Source organism: Mesorhizobium bavaricum (assembly GCF_056781655.1).
The window spans coordinates 576,203-601,971 of record NZ_CM165566.1; the positions used below are offsets into that span (position 1 = coordinate 576,203).

21 protein-coding genes and 1 pseudogene are annotated in these 25,769 nt (G+C 63.1%); 8 read left to right on the forward strand and 14 right to left on the reverse strand.

Annotated elements, in window-relative coordinates:
* Position 1 precedes the first annotated feature (1 nt).
* A complete protein-coding gene (gyrB, locus tag AC1RZR_RS02765) occupies positions 2 to 2,473 on the forward strand; it encodes a DNA topoisomerase (ATP-hydrolyzing) subunit B (RefSeq protein WP_477272199.1) in 2,472 nt (823 codons plus the stop codon).
* Here the strand turns inward: gyrB and AC1RZR_RS02770 are convergent.
* Complete coding sequence (locus AC1RZR_RS02770; protein ID WP_481827562.1) at positions 2,470 to 3,603, reverse strand: alpha/beta hydrolase family protein; 1,134 nt, start codon at positions 3,601 to 3,603, stop codon at positions 2,470 to 2,472. The two genes, gyrB and AC1RZR_RS02770, sit on opposite strands and share 4 nt — an antisense overlap.
* A 278-nt stretch (positions 3,604 to 3,881) precedes the next feature.
* On the opposite strand from AC1RZR_RS02770, the gene AC1RZR_RS02775 reads away from it, so the two are divergent.
* Positions 3,882 to 4,799 (forward strand): hypothetical protein, encoded by a 918-nt coding sequence (locus AC1RZR_RS02775; RefSeq protein ID WP_481827563.1) that lies wholly within the window; start codon positions 3,882 to 3,884, stop codon positions 4,797 to 4,799.
* Between the two features lie 82 nt (positions 4,800 to 4,881).
* On the opposite strand, the pseudogene AC1RZR_RS02780 reads toward AC1RZR_RS02775, so the two are convergent.
* From AC1RZR_RS02780 to AC1RZR_RS02825, 10 genes and pseudogenes are all read right to left on the reverse strand, one after another.
* Positions 4,882 to 6,278, reverse strand: a pseudogene (locus tag AC1RZR_RS02780) (NAD(P)(+) transhydrogenase (Re/Si-specific) subunit beta).
* A gap of 6 nt (positions 6,279 to 6,284) precedes the next feature.
* Positions 6,285 to 6,710 carry a proton-translocating transhydrogenase family protein gene (locus tag AC1RZR_RS02785; protein ID WP_006339983.1) on the reverse strand — a complete coding sequence of 142 codons (426 nt, stop codon included), beginning with the start codon at positions 6,708 to 6,710 and terminating at the stop codon, positions 6,285 to 6,287.
* Positions 6,710 to 7,993: a Re/Si-specific NAD(P)(+) transhydrogenase subunit alpha gene (locus AC1RZR_RS02790; RefSeq protein WP_481827564.1), complete on the reverse strand. Its 1,284-nt coding sequence runs from the start codon at positions 7,991 to 7,993 to the stop codon at positions 6,710 to 6,712. The genes AC1RZR_RS02785 and AC1RZR_RS02790 overlap by 1 nt, the downstream gene beginning before the upstream one ends.
* 84 nt (positions 7,994 to 8,077) lie before the next feature.
* Positions 8,078 to 8,302 carry an aa3-type cytochrome c oxidase subunit IV gene (locus AC1RZR_RS02795; protein ID WP_111544932.1) on the reverse strand — a complete coding sequence of 75 codons (225 nt, stop codon included), beginning with the start codon at positions 8,300 to 8,302 and terminating at the stop codon, positions 8,078 to 8,080.
* Between the two features lie 239 nt (positions 8,303 to 8,541).
* Positions 8,542 to 8,691 (reverse strand): DUF3096 domain-containing protein, encoded by a 150-nt coding sequence (locus tag AC1RZR_RS02800; protein WP_111544933.1) that lies wholly within the window; start codon positions 8,689 to 8,691, stop codon positions 8,542 to 8,544.
* Positions 8,692 to 8,810: 119 nt separating this feature from the next.
* A complete protein-coding gene (locus AC1RZR_RS02805; protein ID WP_481827565.1) occupies positions 8,811 to 9,518 on the reverse strand; it encodes an N-acyl amino acid synthase FeeM domain-containing protein in 708 nt (235 codons plus the stop codon).
* A gap of 461 nt (positions 9,519 to 9,979) precedes the next feature.
* Positions 9,980 to 12,295, reverse strand: coding sequence for a putative bifunctional diguanylate cyclase/phosphodiesterase (locus tag AC1RZR_RS02810; RefSeq protein ID WP_379101299.1), 2,316 nt, complete (start codon positions 12,293 to 12,295; stop codon positions 9,980 to 9,982).
* A gap of 136 nt (positions 12,296 to 12,431) precedes the next feature.
* Positions 12,432 to 15,911: an indolepyruvate ferredoxin oxidoreductase family protein gene (locus AC1RZR_RS02815; RefSeq protein ID WP_481827566.1), complete on the reverse strand. Its 3,480-nt coding sequence runs from the start codon at positions 15,909 to 15,911 to the stop codon at positions 12,432 to 12,434.
* 220 nt (positions 15,912 to 16,131) lie between these two features.
* Positions 16,132 to 16,668 carry a hypothetical protein gene (locus AC1RZR_RS02820; protein WP_481827567.1) on the reverse strand — a complete coding sequence of 179 codons (537 nt, stop codon included), beginning with the start codon at positions 16,666 to 16,668 and terminating at the stop codon, positions 16,132 to 16,134.
* A 1-nt stretch (position 16,669) separates the two neighbouring features.
* Entirely contained in the window at positions 16,670 to 17,272 is a 603-nt protein-coding gene (locus tag AC1RZR_RS02825) for a CGNR zinc finger domain-containing protein (protein ID WP_477272179.1), read from the reverse strand.
* Between the two features lie 143 nt (positions 17,273 to 17,415).
* On the opposite strand from AC1RZR_RS02825, the gene AC1RZR_RS02830 reads away from it, so the two are divergent.
* From AC1RZR_RS02830 to AC1RZR_RS02850, 5 genes are all read left to right on the forward strand, one after another.
* On the forward strand, positions 17,416 to 18,321 hold the full coding sequence (locus AC1RZR_RS02830; RefSeq protein ID WP_477272177.1) for a branched-chain amino acid ABC transporter permease: 906 nt from the start codon (positions 17,416 to 17,418) through the stop codon (positions 18,319 to 18,321).
* Positions 18,322 to 18,506: 185 nt separating this feature from the next.
* Positions 18,507 to 19,091, forward strand: coding sequence for a TRAP transporter small permease subunit (locus tag AC1RZR_RS02835; RefSeq protein ID WP_481827568.1), 585 nt, complete (start codon positions 18,507 to 18,509; stop codon positions 19,089 to 19,091).
* Positions 19,088 to 20,863: a TRAP transporter large permease gene (locus AC1RZR_RS02840; protein WP_477272173.1), complete on the forward strand. Its 1,776-nt coding sequence runs from the start codon at positions 19,088 to 19,090 to the stop codon at positions 20,861 to 20,863. The genes AC1RZR_RS02835 and AC1RZR_RS02840 overlap by 4 nt, the downstream gene beginning before the upstream one ends.
* A 19-nt stretch (positions 20,864 to 20,882) precedes the next feature.
* Positions 20,883 to 21,911 carry a zinc-dependent alcohol dehydrogenase family protein gene (locus tag AC1RZR_RS02845; protein WP_481829004.1) on the forward strand — a complete coding sequence of 343 codons (1,029 nt, stop codon included), beginning with the start codon at positions 20,883 to 20,885 and terminating at the stop codon, positions 21,909 to 21,911.
* 283 nt (positions 21,912 to 22,194) lie between these two features.
* Positions 22,195 to 22,569 carry a VOC family protein gene (locus AC1RZR_RS02850; protein WP_481827569.1) on the forward strand — a complete coding sequence of 125 codons (375 nt, stop codon included), beginning with the start codon at positions 22,195 to 22,197 and terminating at the stop codon, positions 22,567 to 22,569.
* A gap of 56 nt (positions 22,570 to 22,625) precedes the next feature.
* Here AC1RZR_RS02850 and AC1RZR_RS02855 read toward each other — a convergent pair whose 3' ends face one another.
* Positions 22,626 to 23,735 carry a TRAP transporter substrate-binding protein gene (locus AC1RZR_RS02855; protein WP_481827570.1) on the reverse strand — a complete coding sequence of 370 codons (1,110 nt, stop codon included), beginning with the start codon at positions 23,733 to 23,735 and terminating at the stop codon, positions 22,626 to 22,628.
* A 264-nt stretch (positions 23,736 to 23,999) separates the two neighbouring features.
* Here AC1RZR_RS02855 and AC1RZR_RS02860 point away from each other — a divergent pair, with 264 nt between their 5' ends.
* Positions 24,000 to 24,773: a gamma-glutamyl-gamma-aminobutyrate hydrolase family protein gene (locus AC1RZR_RS02860; RefSeq protein ID WP_481827571.1), complete on the forward strand. Its 774-nt coding sequence runs from the start codon at positions 24,000 to 24,002 to the stop codon at positions 24,771 to 24,773.
* On the opposite strand, the gene AC1RZR_RS02865 is transcribed toward AC1RZR_RS02860, so the two are convergent.
* Together AC1RZR_RS02865 and AC1RZR_RS02870 are read right to left on the reverse strand one after the other, a co-directional pair.
* A complete protein-coding gene (locus AC1RZR_RS02865; protein ID WP_481827572.1) occupies positions 24,774 to 25,172 on the reverse strand; it encodes a hypothetical protein in 399 nt (132 codons plus the stop codon).
* 38 nt (positions 25,173 to 25,210) lie between these two features.
* On the reverse strand, positions 25,211 to 25,735 hold the full coding sequence (locus tag AC1RZR_RS02870) for a hypothetical protein (protein WP_481827573.1): 525 nt from the start codon (positions 25,733 to 25,735) through the stop codon (positions 25,211 to 25,213).
* Positions 25,736 to 25,769 lie beyond the last annotated feature (34 nt).

The following is a 25,769-nucleotide window of genomic DNA, read 5'->3' on the forward strand; positions in this document are numbered from 1 at the left end:
CATGAGCGACCAGATCGAAAACAACAACGGCGTTGAAGCCGAATACGGCGCCGATTCCATTAAGGTTTTGAAGGGGTTGGATGCTGTCCGCAAACGCCCTGGCATGTATATCGGCGACACCGACGATGGTTCCGGCCTGCATCACATGGTCTATGAGGTGGTCGACAACGCCATCGACGAGGCGCTGGCCGGTCACGCCGACCTCGTCACCGTGACGCTCAACCCCGACGGTTCGGTGACGGTGATCGACAATGGCCGTGGCATTCCGACCGATATCCACACCGGCGAAGGCATTTCGGCGGCCGAAGTGATCATGACGCAGCTGCATGCCGGCGGCAAGTTCGACCAGAACTCCTACAAGGTGTCGGGCGGCCTGCATGGCGTCGGCGTCTCGGTGGTCAACGCTCTCTCAGCATGGCTGAAATTGAAGATCCGCCGCAACGGCCAGATCTTCGAGATGAGCTTCACACACGGCAATGCCGACGCGCCGCTGAAGGCGACGGGCAGCTATGAGCAGAACAAGGTTGCCGGCACCTATGAAGGACGCAGCGGCAGCGAGATCACCTTCTTTCCGTCATCCGAAACCTTCACCATGGTCGAGTTCGACCTCGGCACGCTGGAACACCGGTTGCGCGAGCTCGCCTTCCTGAATTCCGGCGTGCGCATCGTTTTGACCGATGCCCGCCATGCCGACGTCGTGCGCCACGAGCTGCACTATGACGGCGGTCTCGAGGAATTCGTCAAATATCTCGACCGGGTCAAGAAACCGCTGATCGACAAGCCGATCGCCATCAAGGCCGAGCGCGACGGCATCACCGTCGAAGTGGCGATGTGGTGGAACGACAGCTACCACGAGAACGTGCTGGCCTTCACCAACAACATCCCGCAGCGCGATGGCGGCACGCATCTGGCCGGTTTCCGCGGCGCGCTGACCCGTCAGATCACCGGTTATGGCGACTCCTCGGGCCTGACCAAGAAGGAAAAGGTCTCGCTGATCGGCGACGACTGCCGCGAAGGGCTGACGGCGGTGCTTTCGGTCAAGGTTCCCGATCCGAAATTCTCCTCGCAGACCAAGGACAAGCTGGTCTCGTCGGAAGTCCGCCCGGTTGTCGAAGGTCTGGTCAACGAGGCGCTCGGCACCTGGCTGGAAGAACACCCGACCGAGGGCAAGGTGGTCATCGAGAAGGTGATTCAGGCCGCGGCGGCGCGCGAAGCGGCACGCAAGGCGCGCGATATCACCCGCAAGAGCTCGCTCGGCGTCACCTCGCTGCCCGGCAAGCTGGCCGACTGCCAGGAGCGCGACCCGGCGAAATCCGAAATCTTCATCGTCGAGGGTGATTCCGCCGGCGGCTCGGCCAAGGGTGGGCGTTCGCGCCAGAACCAGGCGATCCTTCCCTTGCGCGGCAAGATCCTCAATGTCGAGCGGGCGCGCTTCGACCGCATGCTCGGCTCCGACATGATCGGCACGCTGATCACCGCGCTCGGCACCTCGATCGGCAAGGACGAGTTCAACGCCGACAAGCTACGCTATCACAAGATCATCCTGATGACCGACGCCGACGTCGACGGCGCCCACATCCGCACCTTGCTGCTCACCTTCTTCTTCCGGCAGATGCCGGAGCTGATCGAGCGCGGCCATCTCTACATCGCCCAGCCGCCGCTCTACAAAGTGACGCGCGGCAAGAGCTCGCAATACATCAAGGACGAGAGCGCCTTCGAGGAGTTCCTGATCGGTTCGGGGCTGGAGGAAGCATCGCTTTCGCTGGGCTCGGGCGAGGTTCGCGCCGGGCAGGATCTGCGCAGCGCCATCGACGATGCACTGGCCGTGCGCCAACTCATCAACGGGTTGCACACGCGCTACAACAGAGGCGTGGTCGAACAGGCGGCGATTGCCGGCGGGCTCAACCCAGACGTCTTCACCGATCTCGGCCGCGCCGATACCATGGCTGAGCGGGTTGCAAAACGTCTCGACATCATCGCCGAGGACACCGAGCGCGGCTGGACCGGCCGCATGTCGACTTCGAATGAAGGCGTCGGCGGCTATGTGTTCGAACGTACGGTGCGCAGCGTCAAGGAATACGCGCATCTCGATCTGGCGCTGATCAATTCGGCCGATGCACGCCAGCTCGACCGCTACGCACAGCGCCTTAGCGACGTCTACGGCACGCCGCCGGTGCTGCGCCGCAAGGACGTGTCCGAAACCATCTCGGGGCCGCTGGCGCTGCTCAACGCCGTCTTTGCGACCGGCCGCAAGGGCCTGACCATGCAGCGCTACAAGGGCCTCGGCGAGATGAACGCCGAACAGCTCTGGGAAACCACGCTCGACCCGAATGTGCGCTCGCTGCTGCAGGTCAAGGTCAATGACGCCACCGACGCCGACTCGCTGTTCTCGCGGCTGATGGGCGACGAGGTCGAACCGAGACGCGAGTTCATCCAGGACAACGCGCTGTCGGTCGCCAACCTGGATATTTAAGACCGTAGCGATGCTCTGAAGAAGCTTGCCAGGGCGGCGTTCAGGCGCCGATGAAACGCGGCCCGGTCGAAGCCAGGTGCGTCGATGCAAATCGTGGGAGCGGCGGCGCGCAGTTGGGCGCTGCATGGGGGCAAGAATGCATAGTGGCCCGCCAGGGGTTCAACACGATACTCTGGTGGTCGAGGCAGCGCCGAACGGACGTGTTCTTCATACCAGGGGTTGGGTTGATGCCGGTCGTTGGCCGCGCGCCACATGAGCACCGGGATTTGAACCGAGGCGAGGCCGGCGCGGTCGAAGATGAAGCCGAACGCGGGCGCGGCAGCTGCAATGGCGCGGATTCGCCGATCAGGCTTCCACGCCTCCGGCGGTGGTTGGACCGCTTCTGCAACTGAATGGACCCCCGCTCTCGCCAGCGCGGTGCAAAGATCGTGTCGGGGATTTGCCGCGCAGTAGGGGTCAATCCTGTCGAGGTTGGGTATTCCCCCCGCTTCGACGAGTACGGTGAAGCCGCCATTCGAGAACCCAAAGGCGCCGATGCGCCGCGGATCGATGTCGGCGTGTCCCCGCCAGTCCTTCAGCATGAAATCGATCAGCCGGCTTAGTTGAGCGGGCCGGCGCCACAGCATCAGCACCTTGCTCTGGTCGTCGTAAGTATCGCCGGCATGGCTGACCGCGGCCACGACGAACCCAGCTCTCGCCAATGCGAGCGCCGTATCATAATGACCGGCGTAGGATCCGCCGCCTCCATGCGAGATCACGATGAGCGGCAGCACACTGCCCTTTACCGGACCGGAAGGCGCGACGCGCTGGTTGAAGCTTTCCAGCGGCACATCGTGCGGCTCGGCGGTTGTCGGGTACCAGATACCGGCGACCAGTGGCGGTTCGCCGCCATTGGGAACGCGAACGACTTCAAAGCCCACGGGAGAAAGATGCGCGATGTTTTTGGCAACCAGACTGGCCGACGTCGCGCCAATCGGCGCACCAGCTGTAGCGGCGAGAGTCCCGCCCCAGGTGAACAGACCGGAGAGCAAGACCAGGCCGACGAAAATTGCTGAGCGCGGCCTGCGGACAGCAGCCCAAATCCGCCGGGCTTTTGCTTTTCGCGCCTCCAGGAATGTCTTCTGAGTCATTTGTCTTCCTACTCGACAAGGAAAGTGGCGCTTCGAAGGAATTGGCAAGGCTATCCTGCCAGTTCCGGTTTCACCATGTCTGGCGCGCTCACGCGCCAACGGCGCCCTGGAATCATTTGAAACCCGCCGGAACAGAAGTCCCTGAGGGACATTGTGACGGTATCGACCCCAATTTCTCACAGGAGGCCTTCATGGGACGCGGTATCTTACTCTGGTTGCTCGGAATCCCGATTCCAATCATTATTCTGATCATGCTCTTTGTACGGTAGGGGGAATACATGCAGTCCACCCTATCGGCTGTCGATGTTTCCTCATCCACAGAATCCTCCACTACCGCCGTCAGCTGGGGACCGATCATTGCCGGCGCCTTCGCGGCCTCGACGTTGACCTTCATCCTCATGCTGCTCGGCTCAGGGCTTGGGCTGAGCATGGTTTCACCCTGGTCGGGCTCGGGAGCTTCGGTCACCACCTTCGCGGTGTCCACCGCGATCTGGCTGATCATCGTGCAATGGCTGTCCTCCGGTGTCGGCGGCTACCTTGCGGGACGCCTGCGCACCAAATGGGTCGGCATCCACACCGACGAGGTCTATTTCCGTGATACCGCCCACGGCTTCCTCGCGTGGGCATTGGCAACCTTGCTCGTCGTCGGCGTGCTTGGCTCGGCTCTTTCTACCGCGCTCGGTTCAGGCGTGCAGGCAGTCTCCACCGTGGCTTCGGGTGCCGCCATGGGAGCGTCGGGCGGTGCTTCGGCCAACGCCGGTGGCGCTTCGACTGACAATCCGACGTCCTATCTGGTGGATTCGCTGTTCCGTCCGGCCGATCCGAACAAGCTCGCGGCCGCCAATCCGGACAGCGATGCTGCCGCGGTCGGACAGGCCTCGCGCATCCTGATCGCCAGTGCCACGGCGGGTGAGATTTCGGCCGACGACAAGACCTACCTGTCGCAGCTGGTCGCCGCCCGCACCGGCCTGTCCGAATCCGACGCCAAGGCGCGTGTCGATGCTCTTGTTGCGAAGGTTGAGGACGCCAAGGTCAAGGCCAAGCAGGCGGCAGACACAGCCAGGAAAGGCAGTGCGACTTTTGCACTGCTTGGTGCACTGTCGCTGGTCATCGGTGCCTTCATCGCCAGTGCTGCAGCGGCCCTCGGTGGAAGGCAGCGCGACGACGACGAAGCGGTGTTCATCACAAGCCGCTGAACCGGTTCCGCCCGTTCAAAAAGCAAGAAAGCCCGGCTGTGAGGCCGGGCTTTTATGTGTGTTCAATCGCGCCATGGTCGGATCAATGATCCATCGCCTTGACGATCTCCTCGGTCATCTTCTTGGCGTCGCCGAGCAGCATCATGGTGCCGTCCTTGTAGAACAGCGTGTTGTCGATGCCGGCATAGCCGGAGCCGAGCGAGCGCTTGACGAACAGGCAGGTGCGCGCCTTGTCGACATCGAGGATCGGCATGCCGTAGATCGGCGACGACTTGTCGTCTCGGGCCGAAGGGTTGGTGACGTCGTTGGCGCCGATGACATAGGCAACGTCGGCCTGCGCGAATTCGGAGTTGATGTCTTCGAGTTCGAACACCTCGTCATAGGGCACGTTGGCCTCGGCGAGCAGCACGTTCATGTGCCCGGGCATGCGGCCGGCCACAGGATGAATAGCGTACTTCACGTCCACGCCGTTGGCCTTGAGCTTGTCGGCCATCTCGCGCAGCGCATGCTGCGCCTGGGCGACCGCCATGCCGTAGCCCGGCACGATGATGACCTTCTGCGCGTTCATCATCAGGTAGGCGGCGTCGTCGGCCGAACCCTGCTTGACGGTGCGTTCGATGCCGTCATCTGCCGCTGCCGCCGTCTCGCCGCCGAAGCCGCCGAGAATGACCGAGATGAAGCTCCGGTTCATGCCCTTGCACATGATGTAGGACAGGATCGCACCGGAAGAGCCGACCAGCGCGCCGGTGATGATCAGCGCCAGGTTGCCGAGCGTGAAGCCGAGAGCCGCGGCTGCCCAGCCCGAATAGGAATTCAGCATCGAGACGACGACCGGCATGTCGGCGCCACCGATCGGGATGATGAGCAGGATGCCCAGTACCAGCGAGGCCGCGACGATCAGCCAGAAGACCAGTTTCGATTCCGTGCCGACCAGAAGCACGATCAACACGATCAACGCGATGCCAAGGGCGGCGTTGATGAAGTGGCGACCGCCGATATGATCGGCTTGCCCGACATGCGGCCGTCGAGTTTCAAGAAGGCGATGACAGAACCGGTGAAGGTGATGGCGCCGATGGCGACGCCAAGGCTCATCTCGATCAAAGCCTGGGCATGGATGTCGCCATTCGTGCCGATGCCAAAGCTTTCCGGCGCATAGATGGCCGCGGCCGCCACCATGACGGCGGCAAGGCCGACCAGCGAGTGGAAGGCCGCAACCAGCTGCGGCATCGATGTCATGGCGATGCGGCGCGCGGTGATGGCGCCAACGCCGCCGCCAATGGCGAGGCCGAGCACGATCAGGCCGAAGCGGCCGGCTGACGGGGTCGCCAGGGCAAGCGTGGTGGCGATGGCGATGCCCATGCCGATCATGCCGTAGAGGTTGCCCTGACGGCTGGTGGTCGGGTGCGACAGGCCGCGCAGCGCCATGATGAACAGGACGCCGGAAACCAGATAGAGGAAGGACGCGAAGTTGGCGTTCATGGCGCTCTACTTGTCCTTCTTCTTGTACATGGCCAGCATGCGCTGGGTGACGAGGAAGCCGCCGAAGATATTGACCGAGACCAGCATCAGCGCGACGAAGCCGAAGCCGGCGGCGATGCCGGAAGCCGCGATGCCGACGGCGAGCAGCGCACCGACGACGATGACCGATGAGATGGCGTTGGTGACCGCCATCAGCGGCGTGTGCAAGGCGGGGGTCACCGACCAGACGACATAATAGCCGACGAAGATCGCCAGCACGAAAATGGCGAAGCGGAAGACAAAGGGATCGATGGCGCCGCCGGACAGCGCGTGCGCGGCGTCACCCGCCGCATCGGCACCGCCAGGCGCGGTCGCCATATTCTGCACCGCCAGCCGAACGGCGGCCGAGGCCTGGTCGAGCTGGTCGAGGGCTTTCTGCAAGGTCTGATCCATCACGCAATGCCTTTCGACTTCGACGAGGGCGACTTGGGTGCGGCCGGTTTCTTTGGCGCGGCTTTCTTAGACGCAGCCGGTTTGGCCGAAGCGTCGGCGACCATGGTCGTGGCTGGGATTGCAGGCGGCTCGACATGTGGCTGCTGGTCAGCCTTCATGAAAGCAGGATGCACGATCTTGCCGCCGTCGGTCAGCATCGTCGCCTTGACCAGGTCGTCGTCGCGGTTGATGGCAAGCGTCTTCGTCGTCTTGTCGACCAGCGTTTCGAGGAAGGCGAACAGGTTCCTGGCGTAGAGCAGCGAGGCCGATGCGGCGATGCGGCCGGGCACATTGAGGTGACCGACGATCTTGACGTTGTTGACCGTGGTGACAACCTTGCCGGCTTCAGCGCCCTCGACATTGCCGCCGCGCTCGACCGCGAGGTCGACGAGCACCGAGCCCGGCTTCATCGACGCGACCATCGCCGCCGACACCAGCTTGGGCGCCGGCCGGCCGGGTATCAGCGCCGTGGTGATGACGATGTCCTGCTTGGCGATATGCTCGGCGGTGAGTGCTGCCTGCTTGGCCTGGTATTCCTTCGACATTTCCTTGGCGTAGCCGCCGGCCGTTTCGGCAGCCTTGAATTCCTCGTCCTCGACAGCGAGGAACTTTGCGCCAAGCGAGGCGACCTGCTCCTTGGCGGCGGGGCGAACGTCGGTCGCGGTGACGACAGCGCCGAGGCGGCGCGCCGTGGCAATAGCCTGTAGGCCGGCGACGCCGACGCCCATGATGAAGACTTTCGCCGCCGGCACCGTGCCCGCCGCCGTCATCATCATCGGCAGTGCCCGGTCATATTCCGAAGCGCCGTCGATGACTGCCTGGTAGCCGGCGAGATTGGCCTGCGAGGACAAAACGTCCATCGACTGGGCCCGGGTGATGCGCGGCATGAATTCCATCGAAAAGGCGGTGACGCCCGCCTTGGCCAGGGCGGCCACGGCGGCATCATTGCCGTAGGGATCCATGATGGCGATGACCGCCGCACCCGGCTTGTAGCTCTTCAACTCGGCTTCCGTTGGCCGCCGCACCTTCAGCACGACATCGCCCTTGGCAACATCGGAGGCCTTGCCAATCGTGGCGCCGACCTTGGCGAATTCCTCGTCGGGAATGCGCGACCGCGTCCCGGCACCGGTCTCGACGAGGACGTCGAGACCCAACGCCGCCAGCCGTTTCACCGTATCGGGCGAAGCCGCGACGCGCGGCTCGTTGGCATCGAGTTCACGAGGGATGAAAACCGTCTGTCCCACCGCATGATCCTTTCGGCCGGAAGCTGTTCCCGCAAGACGCCGACCGGCCTCGCGGCGGCGCCGTGGACAAGGTATCGGAAAAGTCTATCGGAGGATAAAGGCGCCGGCGGCCAGAATCAGAACGAACAGGATGGTCGCCGAAAAGAAGCCGCCCGCGAAGAAGCCAAAAGCCATCGCCAGGAGTATGGCTAGGCAAAAGAGCGATCCGTATTTGGCGAGCATGAGAAAACCCGCATAGGTGCGGTCATGCTCGGCATAGTCCATCTTCGCGCCCAGTTCGACAGGACCGGTCGGCGTGTGATCAGCCATAGCAATACCCCTTCGAAGACATCTTTCAGGCACATAGCGAAAAGCCGGGCCGAGAGCAATGGCGCTATTGCCGCATCACAGCCGACAACGCCTCAAAGGAAAATTGAAGCCGGCTTGCTGGAGCCGGACAACAGCCGGCGCCCGCAGGCGGCCCTGCTGCCGGATTGCGCCTTGACCCTTATCCCCGGGTCCAGGCGTCTAGGAGGATGCTCCCGAGGTGACCTCGCCGCAGCGCCCCTTCAGCGGACGAGGTGCGGGAAAAGCCCGAGCAATCCAACGACGATCAGATAGAGCGCGACGATGTAGTTCAACAGCCTTGGCATCACCAGGATCAGCACGCCGGCGATCAGCGAGATGAGCGGGGTGAGCGCAAGCGTGGAAATGGTCATGTCCGGTTCCTTCTGACAAATCCGTCGGGATGATGACAAAGACTAGGGCGACAGCGCCGCCGTCATCAAAACGCGGAAGTGGTCGGAAAGCTCCAGGCGCTTTACGAAAATCGCGAGCCTCAGGCGGCGTCGCGATAATATTTCGCTGTTGGCACGACGGACAGGGGTGTCAGTCCGTTGATGGCCGGATTGGCAAACATCAGCCGCTGTTCCATCGGCGTCGACCTGAAGAATGGGAACCGTTCGAGCGTCAGACGCATATTTTCGCCGGAAGGGATTTCGAACAGTGCGATCGGGGCAAGAACGCCCGGAAACACTTTACCCTCGGTCCTCTGCACGGCGTTGAAGTAACGGGCATAAAAATTGGAATGCTCGAGCTTGACCGGCGTAAGCACCGAGTTCTGGCCAAAGTAGCGCGAGGCCACCATGGCAAGCCTGAGTGTCAGGAAAGGCAGCACTCCGGGCGCCGGCGCGCTGTCGGGATCGGTTGCGAACCGGGTTCCGTCAATGAAGGTTTCGCCGCGGGCAAGTCGCTCGATCAGTATTTCCGGATAGGCATCGACGGAGGGCGAATTCGGGTGCTCGCTAGAAATGTAATGGAAGCGGATGGTGCTGACCAGTTCGCCATAGCAATAGACACCGAACCTGTAGGAGTTCGGCAGATCGTCCCAACGATCCTCGAACATCCCGCGGGCGATCGGGCCGCACATGCCTGAGCGCAGGTAGGATTTGTAGCGCAGTCGGTAGATCGCCTCCAGATCTTCGCCGCCTGTAATGAGGCGATAATCGACATGCTCCAGCAATTGCATAATCGATCGATTCAGCACTGAATCCCCGGCTGTGCTGACCACGCCAGACGCATTCCTTGCAGCCCCTGCAGCATCCATTATCTGTCCTCGAAAATCCGCCTGCTGATAAGCTATTCGAGCTGAAATGAGACACAAGCTGAAATATCGATGTTGTTGATTTACCTTCTGTTAACCTTAACGGCTGAGCGCCGTTGAGAATGTTTGTTGGTCAGCAATTCGCGTGAGAAGGATGCCGCCGAGGGCGATCTGGATCATGGCGTTCTGAGACTTCGATGCGTTTCGCAGTCGCGCACCAGGAGGCTCCATGGCATGGCTCAGCCGAACGTTCGCTCGACGACCCAGCGCCGAGGGAGGAGTTCAAGCGAACTTCGAAACGACGACACTAGATCACCGTTTCACGGAACACGGCGAACTGCTCTATCCCTTTGTTTTGACGCAATTTCGGACGGAAAACCGTTTCACACTTTCCTGGAATTGCTCTAACGGGCTGTCCGTTTGCCGGTTAGACGCAGGTCCGCGACGAATGGCCAGGTGACACTCGACATCGTCTCGATACCCGACGCACTAAGCGCGGCACCGAAGAGGAAGCCCTGCACGAGATCCGGTTTGACCTGCAAGGCCAGGATCTTGAGCTGCTCGAAGGTCTCGACACCTTCGACGGTCACGGAAAGTCCGAGCGGTCGAGACAGATTGACGATGCCCTTGAGCAGTTCGAGCGAACGGCTGTTCTGGGTGACGTCGATCAGGAACGAACGGTCGATCTTGATCTTGTCGAGCGGCAGCTTGTGCAGGTAGCTCAGGCTCGAATAGCCGGTGCCGAAATCGTCGAGCGCAATGCGCACGCCAAGCTGCTTCAGCTCCTCGATGTACTGGCGCGTCAGCGACTTGTCGTCGAGCAACGCCGTTTCGGTGACCTCGATCTCCAGCCGGCCGGCGGCGAGGCCGGAGCTGGTCAACGCATCACGAACCTTCTGGACGACGTCGCGGTTGCGGAAATCCTTGGCGGAGAGATTGACCGAGACGCTGGTCTGGTCTGGCCATTTGGCGCATTCGGTGCAGGCCGCCTGCAGCACGAAGGTGCTGATCTCGGAAATGATGCCCATTTCCTCGGCCAGCGGAATGAAGATGCTGGGCGAGATCGGCCCGAGATCTGGATGGTCCCACCGGCACAGCGCCTCGCAGCTGGCGATACGCATGGTGTTCATCGCAACGATCGGCTGATAGACCACCCTCAGGGCCTTGCTTTCCACGGCGGTGCGCAGATCCGCCTTCATCAGCTGACGATTGCGGAAGGCGGCATCCATCGAGGCCTCGAACAGCCGCCAGCTGTTCTTGCCGAGTTCCTTGGCCTTGTAGAGCGCGAGGTCCGCCTTGACGATCATGGCGTCGACATCGGTATCCTTGACCCGCGACAGTACTGCGCCGCCGCTGGCCTGGATGCGCAGCCCGTGACCGGCGACGTCGACCTCCCCCTGCAAGCCGGCGAAAATCTCGTCGAGCTGGCCGGTCAGATGGCTCTCATCCTCGACGCGGTCGAAGAAGATCATGAATTCGTCGCCGCCGAAACGGCTGACCGTGATGCCTTGCCCGGCAATGGCGGCAAGCCGCTCGGCGACGGCGTAGATCAAACCGTCGCCGATCGGATGCCCAAGCGTGTCGTTGACGCTCTTGAAATCATCAAGGTCGAGCACTGCCAGCCCGCAAAGACGGTCGAGGTCGCCGGACGCCATGGCCTCGCCGACCAGTTCGTGGAAATAGGCGCGGTTGGGCAGGCCGGTGAGGTTGTCGTAGCGTGCCATGAAGCGGATCTTGTCTTCCGCCTCGACACGGGCGGTGACGTCCTCGAAGGTGATGACGCCCAGTTCCTGGCTGCCTTCGCGAGCCGAGAATTCATAGTGCTGGCCGTTGGCGAGGGAAACCAGCACCTTGCGGTCGCGGCCCTCGCGCAGGGCGCGGGTCAGCTGGGCTTCGATGTAGCGGCAATCCTTCGGTGCCAGCATGCCGCCGGCGACGCCACGCATCAAAAGACCATGGATCGACCGCCCGAGCAGCGCATCCGGCGACTTGAGCGACATCAGATGCGCCGCTTCGGCATTGGCCACCGCCACGCGCCCGTCCGGGCCGAGCATGACAAGGCCGTGCGACATGGTGTTGAGGGCGCGATCGAACCTGCGCGCGAGCTTCCTCGCTTCCTTGTGGCCGATGACCGCCGAGAAAAGCACGTTGCGGACGTGGTCGGCGCTGTTGATCGTGATGAAAGTCAATGGGATGATCATCAGCCCCAGAAGGACCGAGGGGACATCCATGCGCAGCAGGAGTCCGAGTGCTGCCGGACCAATGAAGGTCACGGAAAAAATCCGCACCATGCGCGGAGATCCGTAGTTCCGGCCAACAACCGTAACCAAGGTTGCCAAGGTCAGCGACGTCGCGGCCAGTTCGGCAAAGGGATCGGGATACACATAGATCGATATGAAGCATAGCGTGCCCAGCCCGAGGCCCTGCAGGCTGCCCTTGAGGATGTAGTTGCGCTCCCACTGCTGCGCTTCTTCAACATTGGCTATTACACCGCCAGCCTTCCTGAAGGCGCGAATGCCGAAGTAGCGGAAAAGGCTGATGGACAGCAGAACAAAAGAGAAAGCCAGGAACAACGGATTGTGCGTGCGCAAGTAGATCATGAATCCGAGGATCCAGTAGCACGCACCGCCGATCACCAGCATGTGGGCGTTGTCGAACAACGACCGCACAAACTGGATATAAACATCCGCGGGGATGTTTTCGGTCTTTGTTCTGCCCATATCGTCGGCCCAACGCTAGGCCTTGTCATGCCACACCCGCCTTAAGAAAGGCTTAGAACGGTGGTTTTGGCTCGGTTGCCGAGGGTGCGCAAATGCCGGACAGACTGGGAAATCTAGCTTCAGGTAAACAAGGCCATCATTCGGCGGCCTGAAGTCTCGGCCGTGCCGGCGTGCCCGACAGGCGTTCGAGCAGCCTTTGGCGTTCGCCCGCGGCCTTTTCGGCGCTGGCCTGGCGGACGTGGCCATAGCCGCGAATGAGGGCCGGCACCGAGGCAAGGGCTATTGCCGCATCGACCCCGGCCGGCGCCAGCGAGTTGGCGACCAGCTCCAGATCCGCTTCGTACTGCGCAAGAAGCTGCCGCTCCATGCGCCGCTCGGCGGTGTAGCCGAACAGGTCGAAGGCGGTGCCGCGCAGGCCTTTCATCGCCGCCAGCAGGCGAAAACCCTTCATCATCCAGGGACCGAAGCTCGATTTCCGCGGCGTGCCGTCATTGCCGCGGCGGCCCATGATCGGCGGCGCGAGATGGAATTCGAGTTTTTCGTAGCTCTGGAACTGCTTGCGCAGTTCGGCGGTAAACGAGCCGTCGGTATAGAGCCGCGCCACCTCGTACTCGTCCTTGATCGCCATCAGCTTGAACAGGTTCCTGGCGGCAGCTTCCGATACCGCGGTCGAACCGGGCACGGCCTTGGCCTCGGCGGCCCGCAAGACGGCCAGCTTTTCGGCGTAGCGCTTGCCATAGGCAGCGTTCTGATAGGCGGTCAGGAATGCGACGCGGCGGGCAATGATGTCGTCCAGCGTCTCGGCGACCGCGGCAGCCTGCGCGGTCTTACCCGGCTGGGCGACGAGGCCGCGCACGAAATCCGGCTGATGGGCGGCACGGCGGCCCCAGCGGAAGGCGGCGATGTTCATCGCCACGGCTTCGCCATTGAGCTCGATCGCCTTCTCGACGGCCTCGGCCGACAGCGGCAAGCCGCCGTGCTGGAAGGCAAAGCCGAGCATGAACATGTTGGCGCCGAGCGAATTGCCGAACAGTGCGGTGGCCGTGCGCGTGGCGTCGAAGAAATGCGCCCTGTCCTCGCCGGCAGCGGTGCGGATCGCCTTCTTCAGGCGCTCGACCGGCAACGAGAAATCGGCCGACCGGGCAAATTCGCCGGGCATGATCTCGGCGGTGTTGGCGAGGAAGATGGTGTGGCCCTCGCGGACCGCCGTCAGCACCTTCTTGGCGCCCGAGACGACGAGATCGCAGCCAAGCACGAGGTCGGCCTTGCCGGCCGAAACGCGGATGGCATGGATGTCGTCCGGGGTGCGGGCGATACGGACATGGGTGAACACCGAGCCGCCCTTCTGGGCGAGGCCGGCCATGTCGATCATGCCGCAGCCCTTGTCCTCGAGATGGGCCGCCATGCCGAGCACCGCACCGACGGTGACGACGCCGGTGCCGCCGACGCCGTTGATGATGGCCGCCCAGCCCTGCTCGCCAAGCGGGAATTCGGCGGGCACCGGCACGCCGTCGAGCGGGTCAGCCTTGCCGGCCATGCCTTCGGCCTTGCGGATCTTGGCGCCGTGCACGGTAACGAAGGACGGGCAGAAGCCGTTGACGCAGGAGAAATCCTTGTTGCAGCTCGACTGGTCGATCCTGCGCTTGCGGCCGAACTCGGTCTCGACTGGCTGGATCGAGACGCAGTTCGACTGTACGCCGCAATCGCCGCAGCCTTCGCAGACCAGTTCGTTGATGAAGACCCGCTTGTCGGGATCGGGAAAGGTGCCGCGCTTGCGGCGGCGGCGTTTTTCGGCGGCGCAGGTCTGGTCGTAGAGCAGCACCGATACGCCTTTGACGCCACGCAGCTCGCGCTGGACGAGATCGAGGTCGTCGCGGTGATGGATGGTGGCGCCGGCCGGGAATTCGGCCTTGCCGGCATATTTATCCGGCTCGTCGGTGACGATGGCGATGCGGCCGACACCTTCAGCTCGCACTTGCCTGGCGATCATGTCGACGGTCAGCCCGCCTTCGTGCGGCTGGCCGCCGGTCATGGCGACGGCGTCATTGTAGAGGATCTTGTAGGTGATGTTGGCGTCGGTCGACAGGGCGAAGCGGATCGCCAGCGTGCCGGAATGATTGTAGGTGCCGTCGCCGAGATTCTGGAAGATGTGATCGCGTTTCGAGAACGGCGCCTGGCCCACCCATTGCGCGCCCTCGCCGCCCATCGCGGTGAAGCCAAGGGTGTTGCGGTCCATCCACAGAGCCATGAAGTGGCAGCCGATGCCGGCCGCGGCAATCGAGCCGTCCGGCACCTTGGTCGAGGAATTGTGCGGGCAGCCGGAACAGAAGAACGGCGTGCGTGAGCCGATGTCGGTGGCGTCCGCCAGCATTGCCTGGAACTGTCGCAGCTTCGCCACCCGCGCAGAGATCTCTTCCGACGGGCCGATCGTCCGCACAATCCTCTCACCAAGCGCAATGGCGATTTCGTTGGGATCGAGCGCGCCCTTGGCCGGGAACAGCCAGTCGCCGCGCTCGTCCTTCTTGCCGACAATGACCGGCTGCGTGGCGGTGCCGTAGAGGCTTTCGCGCAATTGCACCTCGATCAGCGAGCGCTTCTCTTCGACGACGACGATGGTGTCGAGGCCGCGGGCGAAGTCGGCGATATGATGCAGGTCGAGCGGCCAGGGACAGCCGACCTTGAACAGCCTCACGCCGATGCGGTTGGCCACCGCCTCATCGATGCCGATGTCTTCCAGCGCCTGGCGGACATCGAGATAGCTCTTGCCCAGCGTGATGATGCCGAGCTTCGGGTTGCGGCCGCCCGAATAGACGATGCGGTTCAGCCCGTTGGCATGGATGAAGGCGGAGGCCGCGGCGCGCTTGTGTTCATGCAGCCGCTCCTCCTGGCCGAGCATGTCGATCTCGTGGCGGATGTTGAGGCCACCGGGCGGCATGTCGAACTCGGGCACGACGATGTTCAGCCGTTCGAGCGCGGCATCGACCGAGGCCGTCGATTCGATGTTGTCCTTGACGCATTTGATCGCCGCCCAGGTGCCGGCAAAGCGCGACATGGCAAAGCCGTAGAGGCCGTAATCGATGATCTCCTGGACGCCGGCCGGGTTGAGGATCGGCACCATCGTGTCGACGAACAGGAATTCGGTGGCGTGCGCATTGGTCGACGATTCGGCCATGTGGTCGTCACCCATCAGGGCGAGCACACCGCCATGCCTGGACGAGCCGGCGAGATTGGCATGGCGGAACACGTCTCCTGAACGATCCACGCCCGGACCTTTGCCGTACCAGACCGAAAAGACGCCATCATGGGTGCCCTCGCCCAGCAGTTCCGTCTGCTGCGATCCCCAGCAAGCGGTGGCGGCAAGCTCCTCGTTGAGGCCGGGCTGGAAGACGATGTCGGCCTGGGCAAGCTGCTTCTTCGCCTTCCACAACTGCATGTCGAGGCCGCCGAGCGGCGAGCCGCGATAGCCGGAGACGAATCCGGCTGTGTTGAGGCCGGCACGACGGTCGCGCTCGCGCTGCATCAGAAGCATGCGGATGACCGCCTGCGCGCCGGACAGGAAGATGCGCTCCTTTGCGAGGTCGAACTTGTCGTCGAGCGCGACGTCATGCAGCGTCATCAGGCATTTCCTGTGCGGAGGCCGCGCGGGGGCAGGCAGCCAACGTCGGAGTCGGATGACGCATCCTTTCTCCCCTTGCAAGACAGGTCAAACAAAATCGAAGGGGCCAGGCAACGCGCAACGAACAGTCCGCGGCGATCCCGAATCATGTGCGAAACCGCTCCGCGGACGTCGCCCGGCGCACGAAAATTTCCGCGCGGCCGGACATGGCGGCGATGCGTCAGATGCCCTTCGAGCAATCCGGCTTGAGTTCGCCCGGCAACTTGCCGTCGGGATGGCCGACGAGATCGGGATTGGCCGTGTAGAGCTGATCGATGACCAGCGGCCGGTCGGGCAGCACCGACTGGTCCTCCGTCGACATCAAGCTGGTGTCGATCTTCTGCAGGATCGCGCCGTCGGCGCCCTTGATGCTGATGGCGATCGCATAGGGCTTGTTCTTGACGACGCAAGTCAGGGCCGGGCTCTCCAGCGTCACCTTGTCGAGCTTCGGCCAGACCTTCTGCTCGACCACCAAAGGCGCGCCGCCGGCGGGATCCTGGAAGCTGGCGACCGCCACCTGGCCGTCTCCCATCGGCTGCAGCGGCCGCAGCGTGACGACATAGGTCGCCCTGGCGAGACGGTAGTTGAAGACGAAAATCTTGCCGGAAATCTCGAACAGTTTGCCTTCTTTGTTGCCGGTATCGCGGCAGGCGCCGAGTGCGACGGCGGCAATCAGGGCGGCGCCGACAACGATCAAACGGGAAATTCCTCTAAGCATCCTAGACCTCATTGGCCGCCATGCGGCGGCGGCGATAGTGACGACTTGCCTTCTGACGGTTGCCGCACACCGCCATGTCGCACCAAAGACGGCTGGAATTGCGGCTTCTGTCGACGAACAGCCAGGTGCAGTTGGGACAGATCCTGAGCCTCGCGACGGTGTCGTCGCGCAGCAGCGACAGGGCGGAAACCGCCAGCGCCGCCTCGAAGGCGATCGGCGTCAGGGGATCACCGAACGGCCTACCCGGCGCACCGATCTCGGTCCGGCTGCCAGCCAGCCCCGCCGCGCAGGCCGTCAGGAACCCGGGCAGATCGGCGGTGGCAACCGTGCCTTTCGACACAGCGCCGCGAAACAGCCGGTCCGTCGCCTCGCGGATCGACAGCACGACGGGTGCGATTGCCACCGGCGAGGATACCACCAGTTGCCTGTCGCCCAGCTCGGCGGCGCGAAAGCCGCTCGCCGCATCGGCGAAGCGGGCGATCTCGATCGGATCATCGAAGCGATCGAAGGTTCGCTCCGGATCGCCGCGCAGCACCACGGTGTTCGTCGTGTCGAGCGCAAGCAGGCCGCCAGTGAAGCGGTGTGGGGTCCAGGATACCGTCATGCCGAAAATCTAACCGATAAATCGCATTTGACAAGTTAGATTCAGCGATGCAAACCTTCGCAGGGATGCGGTCCCCCGCAGCCTTTTTGAACATGTCGTCGTCACGTCAGTTGCTTCTGGACGACATGATCCGAGGGTTTTGCATGCTCTACTTCTTCCAGCAGGTGCTGAACGGGCTGCATTCGGGCGCGCTCTATGCGCTGCTTGCCTTCGGCTATGTGCTGACCAACGGCATCTTGCACCGCACCAATCTTGCCTATGGCGCGCTGTTCGCCTTTTGCGGCCAGACGATGATCCTCACCGCGGCCTTCGGCTATCAGGTACTGTGGCTGACGCTGCTGGCGGCGGTGGCACTCGGCATCGTCTCGGCTTTCCTCTACGCCGCGCTGGTCAGCCATGTCCTGTCACGCAGCGTCTTCGAACCGTTGGCCGACCGCTCGCCCAATGCGATCGTAGTGACGACGCTCGGCATCCTGCTGCTGTTGTCCGAGGCAAGTCGCATCGCCTCCGACACACATGATCTGTGGCTGCCGCCGATGCTGGCGCAGCCGATCATTTTCGCGCAGGACGCGACCTTCAGGGCAACGCTGACGCTCATCCAGCTCATCGATTGCGCGGTGGTGCTGGCGGCAATCGCGCTGGCCGCCTGGGCATTTGCCCGCTCGAGCTTCGGCCGGCGCTGGCGCGCCGTCTCCGACGACCCCAAGGCAGCCGCGATGTGCGGCGTCGACGTTCGCGGCGTGTTCCGGCAGGCCGTGCTGTTCGGCGGCTTCTGCGCCGCGCTCGCCGGCGTCATGGCCGGCCTCTATTACGGCAATGTCAGCTTCGGCTCCGGCCTTGTCTACGGGTTGAAGATCCTGTTCGTGACCGCGGTCGGCGGTTATCTCTCGCCGCCGCGCGCGGCGCTGGGTGCGGCCGCCTTCGGCATGGCTGAATCGCTGTGGGCCGGTTATTTCCCGGTCGAATGGCGCGACGCCTGGATGTATCTGTTCCTGGTCGCCACGCTGGTGCTGATCGGTGCCGGCCGCGACACCGGCAAAATCGCCTGAATCCCTCAGACTTTGGTTGCATGACGCCGGGGCAGACCGGCGGTATCCGGCCCTGCCCTCCCACGCGATGACGTTTGCTGCCTCTATCCTTGTTGACCCGTCCGGCCACGCGCGGCATACCGTTGGGCCACGCGGCGTGACGGAACGAGGGGGAGCCGACACGCCTCCGTACAAGGGAGGACTGCATGCAAGGGCTGCTCGCTCTGTCGCGGGGTATCGATCGCCTCAATGAATTCATCGGCAAATGGGTGTCGTGGCTGATCCTGCTGGCGATCCTGGTCAGTGCCGCCAACGCCATCATCCGCAAGGTGTTCGACATATCCTCGAACGCGTGGCTGGAGCTGCAGTGGTATCTGTTCGGCGCCGCCTTCATGCTGGCCGCCGCCTATACGCTGAAGCAGAACGAGCATATCCGCATCGACATCGTCTACGGCCTGTTTTCGCGCCGCGTGCAGCATTGGATCGACCTGCTCGGCCATATCCTCTTCCTGATGCCGTTCGTGACGCTGATGGTCATCTATTTCGTTCCCTATGTGTCGCTGTCATTTTGCAGCGGCGAGATGTCCAACAACTCCGGTGGACTGATCATCTGGCCGGCGAAGGCCATCCTGCTCGTCGGCTTCTTCCTGCTCGCGCTGCAGGGTATTTCCGAGATCATCAAGAAGATCGCCATCATGCGTGGCGACATGGACGACCCAAATCCCTTCATCTCCGCGCATGAGCAGGCCGAACTGGAAGCCAAGGCGCTGGCCGACGAGGTGCGCTCGTGATGGAGTTCATCGCCCAGAACATGGCGCCGATCATGTTCGCCTCGCTGATCATCTTCCTGCTGATCGGCTACCCCGTCGCCTTTTCGCTGGCCGCCAACGGCTTGATGTTCTTCTTCATCGGCGTGCTCCTCTCGCCCTATTCAGGAGGATCGATCAACCTCGCCTGGCCGCTTCTGCACGCACTGCCGGATAATTTCTATGGCAGCCGGGTGATGTCGAACGACACGCTGCTCGCCATTCCGTTCTTCACCTTCATGGGTATCGTGCTCGAGCGATCAGGCATGGCCGAAGACCTGCTCGACACGATCGGCCAGCTGTTCGGACCGATCCGTGGCGGCCTCGCCTATGCGGTGATCTTCGTCGGCGCGCTGCTGGCGGCGACCACCGGCGTGGTGGCGGCTTCCGTCATCGCCATGGGGTTGATCTCGCTGCCGATCATGCTGCGCTATGGCTACGATCGCCGGCTGGCATCCGGCGTCATCGCCGCGTCGGGTACGCTCGCCCAGATCATCCCCCCGTCGCTGGTGCTGATCGTTCTGGCCGACCAGCTCGGCCGCTCGGTCGGCGACATGTATGCGGGCGCGCTGATTCCCGGCCTTGTCCTGACCGGTCTCTACGCGCTTTACATCCTGATCGTTTCGATCTTCCGGCCGAAACTGGTGCCGGCGCTGCCGTTGGAAGCGCGCACGCTAGGCCATGGCGTGACGTCGCTGCTGGTGGCGCTGGCGGTAACGGCGGCCATCTCCTATGCGGCGTATCGCTATCTCGCGCCTGCGCATGGCGACAATGCCGATATTCTCGGCGCCACTGCCGGCGTGCTCTTCATCTACATCGTGGCAATTGCCGACAAACGCCTGAACTTCAACATGATGTCCCGGCTGGCGCAGCAGGTGATCATCGTGCTGATCCCGCCACTGGCGCTGATCTTCCTGGTTTTGGGCACCATCTTCCTCGGCATCGCCACCCCGACCGAGGGCGGCGCCATGGGTTCTGTCGGCGCATTGATCATGGCGGCGGCAAAGGGGCGGCTGTCGCTGGACGTGGTCAAGCAGGCACTGACCTCGACGACGCGGCTGTCGTCCTTCGTGCTGTTCATCCTGATCGGCGCGCGGGTGTTCTCGCTGACCTTCTATGGCGTCAACGGCCACATCTGGGTCGAACACCTGCTGACCTCGCTGCCGGGCGGCGAAGTCGGCTTCCTGATCGGCGTCAACATCCTCGTCTTCTTCCTTGCCTTCTTCCTCGACTTCTTCGAACTCGCCTTCATCATCGTGCCGCTGCTGGCGCCGGCCGCCGACAAGCTCGGCATCGACCTGATCTGGTTCGGCGTGCTCCTGGGCGTGAACATGCAGACCAGCTTCATGCATCCGCCTTTCGGCTTCGCGCTGTTCTACCTGCGCTCGGTCGCCGCCCGCGTGCCCTACCTCGACCGCCTCACCGGCAAACAGATCGCGCCAGTGACCACCGGACAGATCTATTGGGGCGCGGTGCCCTTCGTCTGCATCCAGGTGATCATGATCGGGCTGACCATCGCCTTCCCGCAGATGGTGATGCACTACAAGGGTACGGTGGTCGATCCCGGCACGATCGACTACAAGGTGCCGGAGATTCCCGGCCTTTCGCCGCTTGGTACACCGCCGGCCAATGGCGGCACGGCCCCGGCCGCTCCTGCCGCGCCCGATCTGTCGCAACCGCCGAGTTTCGGCGACACGCCGCCGGCCAAACCGGCGGCACCGCAGCCGGACCTGTCGCAACCGCCAAGCTTCAACTGAAACCAGCATGGCCAGGATCATGAAAGCGGTGCGGCTGGAAGCGGTGGGCAGCATCGCCCTGCGCGAGGTCGACAAACCCGACATCGGGCCGGATGAGCTTCTGGTCCGCGTTGAAGCCTGCGGCGTCTGCGGCACGGACCGGCATCTGTTCCACGGCGAATTTCCGTGTACGCCGCCGGTGACGCCCGGCCATGAATTCTCCGGCACCATCGAGGCAATCGGAAAATCCGTATCGGGCTTTGCCGTTGGCGACCGTGTCACCGGCGACCCCAACATCGCCTGCGGGCGTTGCGCGCACTGTCATGCCGGGCGGGTCAATCTCTGCAGCAACCTGCGCGCCATCGGCATTCATCGCGATGGTGGCTTTGCCGAATACCTTGCCTTGCCGCAGAAGCAGGCTTTCCTCCTGCCTGCCAGCCTGAAACCGACGCATGGTGCCTTCTGCGAACCGCTCGGCTGTTGCCTGCATGGCGTCGACCTGGCCGAAATCAGACCAGGCAGCTCGGTGGTCGTGCTTGGCGGCGGCGTGATCGGACTGCTCACCGTGCAGCTGGCGCGTCTGGCCGGAGCCACGACCATCATACTGTCGACCAGGCAAGCCTCACGGCGCGCGCTCGCCGAGGATCTCGGGGCCACGGCATCGGTCGATCCGACCACCGTCGATGTCATCAATGCCGTGGCCGGACCGGCGGGCATGGCGCCAGGCGGTGTCGACGTCGTCTTCGAATGCGCGGGCGTGCGAGAGACCGTCGAGCAGTCAATGCGGCTGGCCCGCGCCGGCGGCATGGTCGTCATCGTCGGCGTGACGCCGCAAGGCATGAAAGCGGAATTCGAGCCCTTCGACCTGCTGTTCCGGGAATTGAAAGTGCTCGGCTCGTTCCTCAATCCCTTCACGCATCGCCGCGCCGCCGAGCTCATTGCATCGGGCGCAATCGAGATCGACCGGCTGATCTCCAGGCAGGTGGCGCTCGAAGACGCGGCAGCGGTGATCGCCAATCCGCCGGCGCCTGGCGAGGTCAAGGTGCTGGTGGTGCCGCACCCAGGCTGAGCGGCCCGGCCGTCGCTTGGCCTTGCGCGCTTGCCGGCAATCCATCGATCGGCTATTGGGTGCGCGCCGAAAAAGACATGGCCGGTTCGGTAGTCCGGTCTCTTCCGCTTTTGAACGGAGGCCTGTTCGCCGCATGATTTGCGGGAGAACCCGCGGCCGGCAAGCGAGGCGAAAGTCCGTGGGCCGGTTGGGTCGTGTCCGGATTTCCTGATGCCACGGCCCCGCCGGCTCACGGTCTGCAGCCATGCCTGTCCGCCTTTCAACCCGCGACAGGACAAAGACCATGAAACTGAACCATGCCAATCTCGTTACCACCGAAGTCGCAGCTCTTGCCGGCTTCTTCACCAGCCATTTCGGCTTCGAGCTTCTCGCCATGCGCGGCAAGGACGCCTTCGCGCTCCTACGGGGAGCCGACGGCTTTGCCCTCAACCTCATGACACCGGGCACGGGAGAGACGGCCGCCTATCCCGATGGTTTTCACGTCGGCTTCTTCGTCGGCAAACCAGACATTGTGCACGCCAAGCAGGCCGAGCTTGCCGATGCGGGCCTCGCGCCGGGCGAGGTCCAGGAGCTGACGCGCGGCGGCGTCAATTCGACCACCTTCTACTGCCTTGCCCCCGGCGGAATCCTAGTCGAGATCAGTTCCTCGCCAGCCTGAAAAGAAAGACCCCGGGCGAGCGGGCCCGGGGTCTCTCCAAGGAGGCAATGGATGGTCTACAGCTTGCCATTGCGCTGCTGGACCATCATGAAGGTGTCGAAATTGTATTCGGCCACCTGCGCCCAGAGATAGTGCTCCTTGCGGAAGCCCTTGATCGATTCCCAGATCTTCTTGAACGGCGCGTTGGTGGCCTCCATTTCGGCATAGACCTCGTTCGCCTTTTCGAAGCAGGCGGCCATGATGTCCTGGCTGAACGGGCGCAGCTTCGCACCACCGGCCACCAGCCGCTTCACCGCTGCCGGGTTCAGAGAATCGTACTTCTGCAGCATGTCGGCATCGGCAGCCTGGGCGGCGGTGCGCAGGAGCGACTTGTAGGCCGGCGAAAGCTCGTCGTACTTCGCCTTGTTGAACATCAGATGGACGGTTGGACCGCCTTCCCACCAGCCGGGGTAGTAGTAGTAGGGCGCGACCTTGTAGAAGCCGAGCTTCTCATCGTCATACGGGCCGACCCATTCGGCCGCGTCGATGGTGCCCTTTTCCAGCGCCGGATAGATATCACCGCCGGCGATCTGCTGCGGCACGACGCCGAGCTTCTGCACCACCTTGCCGGCAAAGCCGCCGATGCGCATCTTGAGGCCGGACAGGTCGGCGACGGTGTTGATCTCCTTGCGGAACCAGCCACCCATCTGCACGCCGGTGTTGCCGCCTGGCAGGCCGAAAAGACCCTGCGTGGCGAGAAACTCGTTGAACAGGTCGATGCCGCCGCCATGGTAGTGCCAGGCATTCATACCGCGCGCGTTGAGCGAAAAGGGAACCGCCGCACCGAGCGCCCATGTCGGGTCCTTGCCCCAGTAATAATATGCCACCGTGTGGCAGGCCTCGACGGTGCCGGAGGTGGTGGCGTCGGCGGCCTGAAGGCCTGGCACGAGTTCGCCGGCGGCGAAGACCTGGATCTGAAAGTTGCCATCGGTGGCTTCCGACAGCATCTTGGAGAACACTTCGGCGCCGCCATAGATGGTGTCGAGCGACTTGGGGAAGGACGAGGCCAGTCGCCACGTCACCTTGGGATTGGACTGGGCTATTGCCGGCGCCGCGAGCGTGGCCGCCGCCGCTGCAGCACCGACGCCGGTAACACCAGCCTTGCGAATGAATGAACGACGATCCATGCAGTTCCTCCCTTTTGGACCAACAGACCGACGTTCGGGAAATCCTCGCTCCCGCATCGGTCCGCGCGAAACAATACACAGGCAAGAAGTCGAGTCCAGCGCGGCGGCCCGATTTGACGGCGAAGCCCAGCTGCCCTGCAACTATAGTCTAACAGGCCGTTTCGTGGCCCATGCAACATGGCGAAACTTGTCATGGAAAAATGCCGGCGGATCGCCTATTTTGTGGGCAGGACACCCTTTGCCCAGATGGAAAACAGAGCCAAAATGCATCAGCCGCTCGTCGCCATATCGACCGACGTCCGTCAGTTCGACAACTACACCTGGCATGCCGCCCCGCAGCAATATCTGGAAGCGGCGATTGCCGGTGCCGGCGTGTTCCCGCTGCTGGTGCCATCGTTCGGCGACAGGCTAGACTTCGACGAACTTCTGTCGTCGGTCGACGGCGTCATGGTCACCGGCTCGAAATCCAATGTGCATCCCTCGCTCTACGGTGGCGACGCCAGTGAGGCGAATGGCCCCTATGACCCGGCGCGCGACTCCACCACGCTGCCGCTGATCCGCAGGGCGGTTGAGCGCGGCGTGCCGCTGCTCGCCATCTGCCGCGGCATCCAGGAGATGAACGTGGCGCTTGGCGGCACGCTCGGCACCGAGATCCAGGAGCGCGAGGGTTCGCTCGACCACCGCGCGCCGGTGAGCGACAAACAGGACGAACGCTTCGCCATCCACCAAACCATTTCGATCAAGCCCGGAAGCTGTCTGGCCGGCGTGTTCGGTGCAGGCGACATCAAGGTCAATTCGTTGCACCGCCAGGCGATCGACCGGCTCGGCCCGAAGCTGCAGATCGAGGCGGTCGCGAGCGACGGCACGGTCGAGGCGGTTTCGGTGCGCGACTCACGCGCCTTCGCCGTCGGCGTGCAGTGGCATCCGGAATATTGGGTCAAATCGGACAGCAACTCGGCGAAGATTTTCCGTGCCTTCGGCGATGCCGTGCGGCAGCACGCCGTGGCGAAAGCCGGTGCGCGTGCCGCTGCGGAATAATCAGTCCCTCGGATCACCGGTGGCCGCCAGCGACAACAATGGTGCGGCCGGGGCATAGGATTCGTAACCGTCGCCGTCAGCAACGGCGAAGGTGACGATCGGATCGACGCCGTTGGCGCTGGAGGCGACGGTGCCGTCCTGTTCCTCCCGCCAGAACTTGGCCCGCTCGATGCCGGGCAGGAGCCGGCGGCAGTTCGGTGCCACCGTCAACAGCGACAGGTCATCCGAAACCGCAGCGCCGCGCGTGACCGCGCAATTGCCTTCGTCGCCATTGGCCACCAGCCTGAAGCTGTTGGACGGCGCGACCTCACCGGCGGCACTTTCACCACTGCCATCATGCAACAGCTGAACGCCGCCAAACAGCGCGACGGCGGCGATCACTACGGAAAGCATTTTCATCGTCTTCATCCCGCATCCGGACAGGATGAAGAATGATTTCAAAGGGTTAAGCGGACGTTAATAGGTGTGGCAATGCAGAGCATCAATGGCTGCCGAGGACGAAACGGAACGCGTCGAACTATTTGCGGGACAGCCGGCGAATAGCGATCGGAAAGGAACTTGAAGAGCCATTCGCGCTCGACATCGGTGGCGGCCGAAGCGAGTTCGACTCGCTGGGCACCAGCGTCGACCGTCAGGCGGTTGCATGTATCGCCCTCGCGGAGTCTCAGCGATTTGAGCTGGGTCCGGTCGATCTTAAGTGCGGTCCGCTTCGGAAACAGAGCGGGCCATGCTGGGAATGACCTGGAGATGGGCATCTTGAAGGGCGGCGTTCCCGAATCATAGACGAGCCCGGCGACCTCGAGCTTTATCACTTCAGGCACGGATTTCTGGAAAACGCGGCGAATGGACAGCATTGCGAACAGGCCCCCGACCGTCCATGCGCAAAGCCAGAATACGAGAAATGCCGTTCCGCCTCCAACAGGCATCGTCATCAGCTGACGGGCGGCGGAAACCTCACCCACAGCCCAGCCGCCTAGCCAGAAAAGAATGAATACG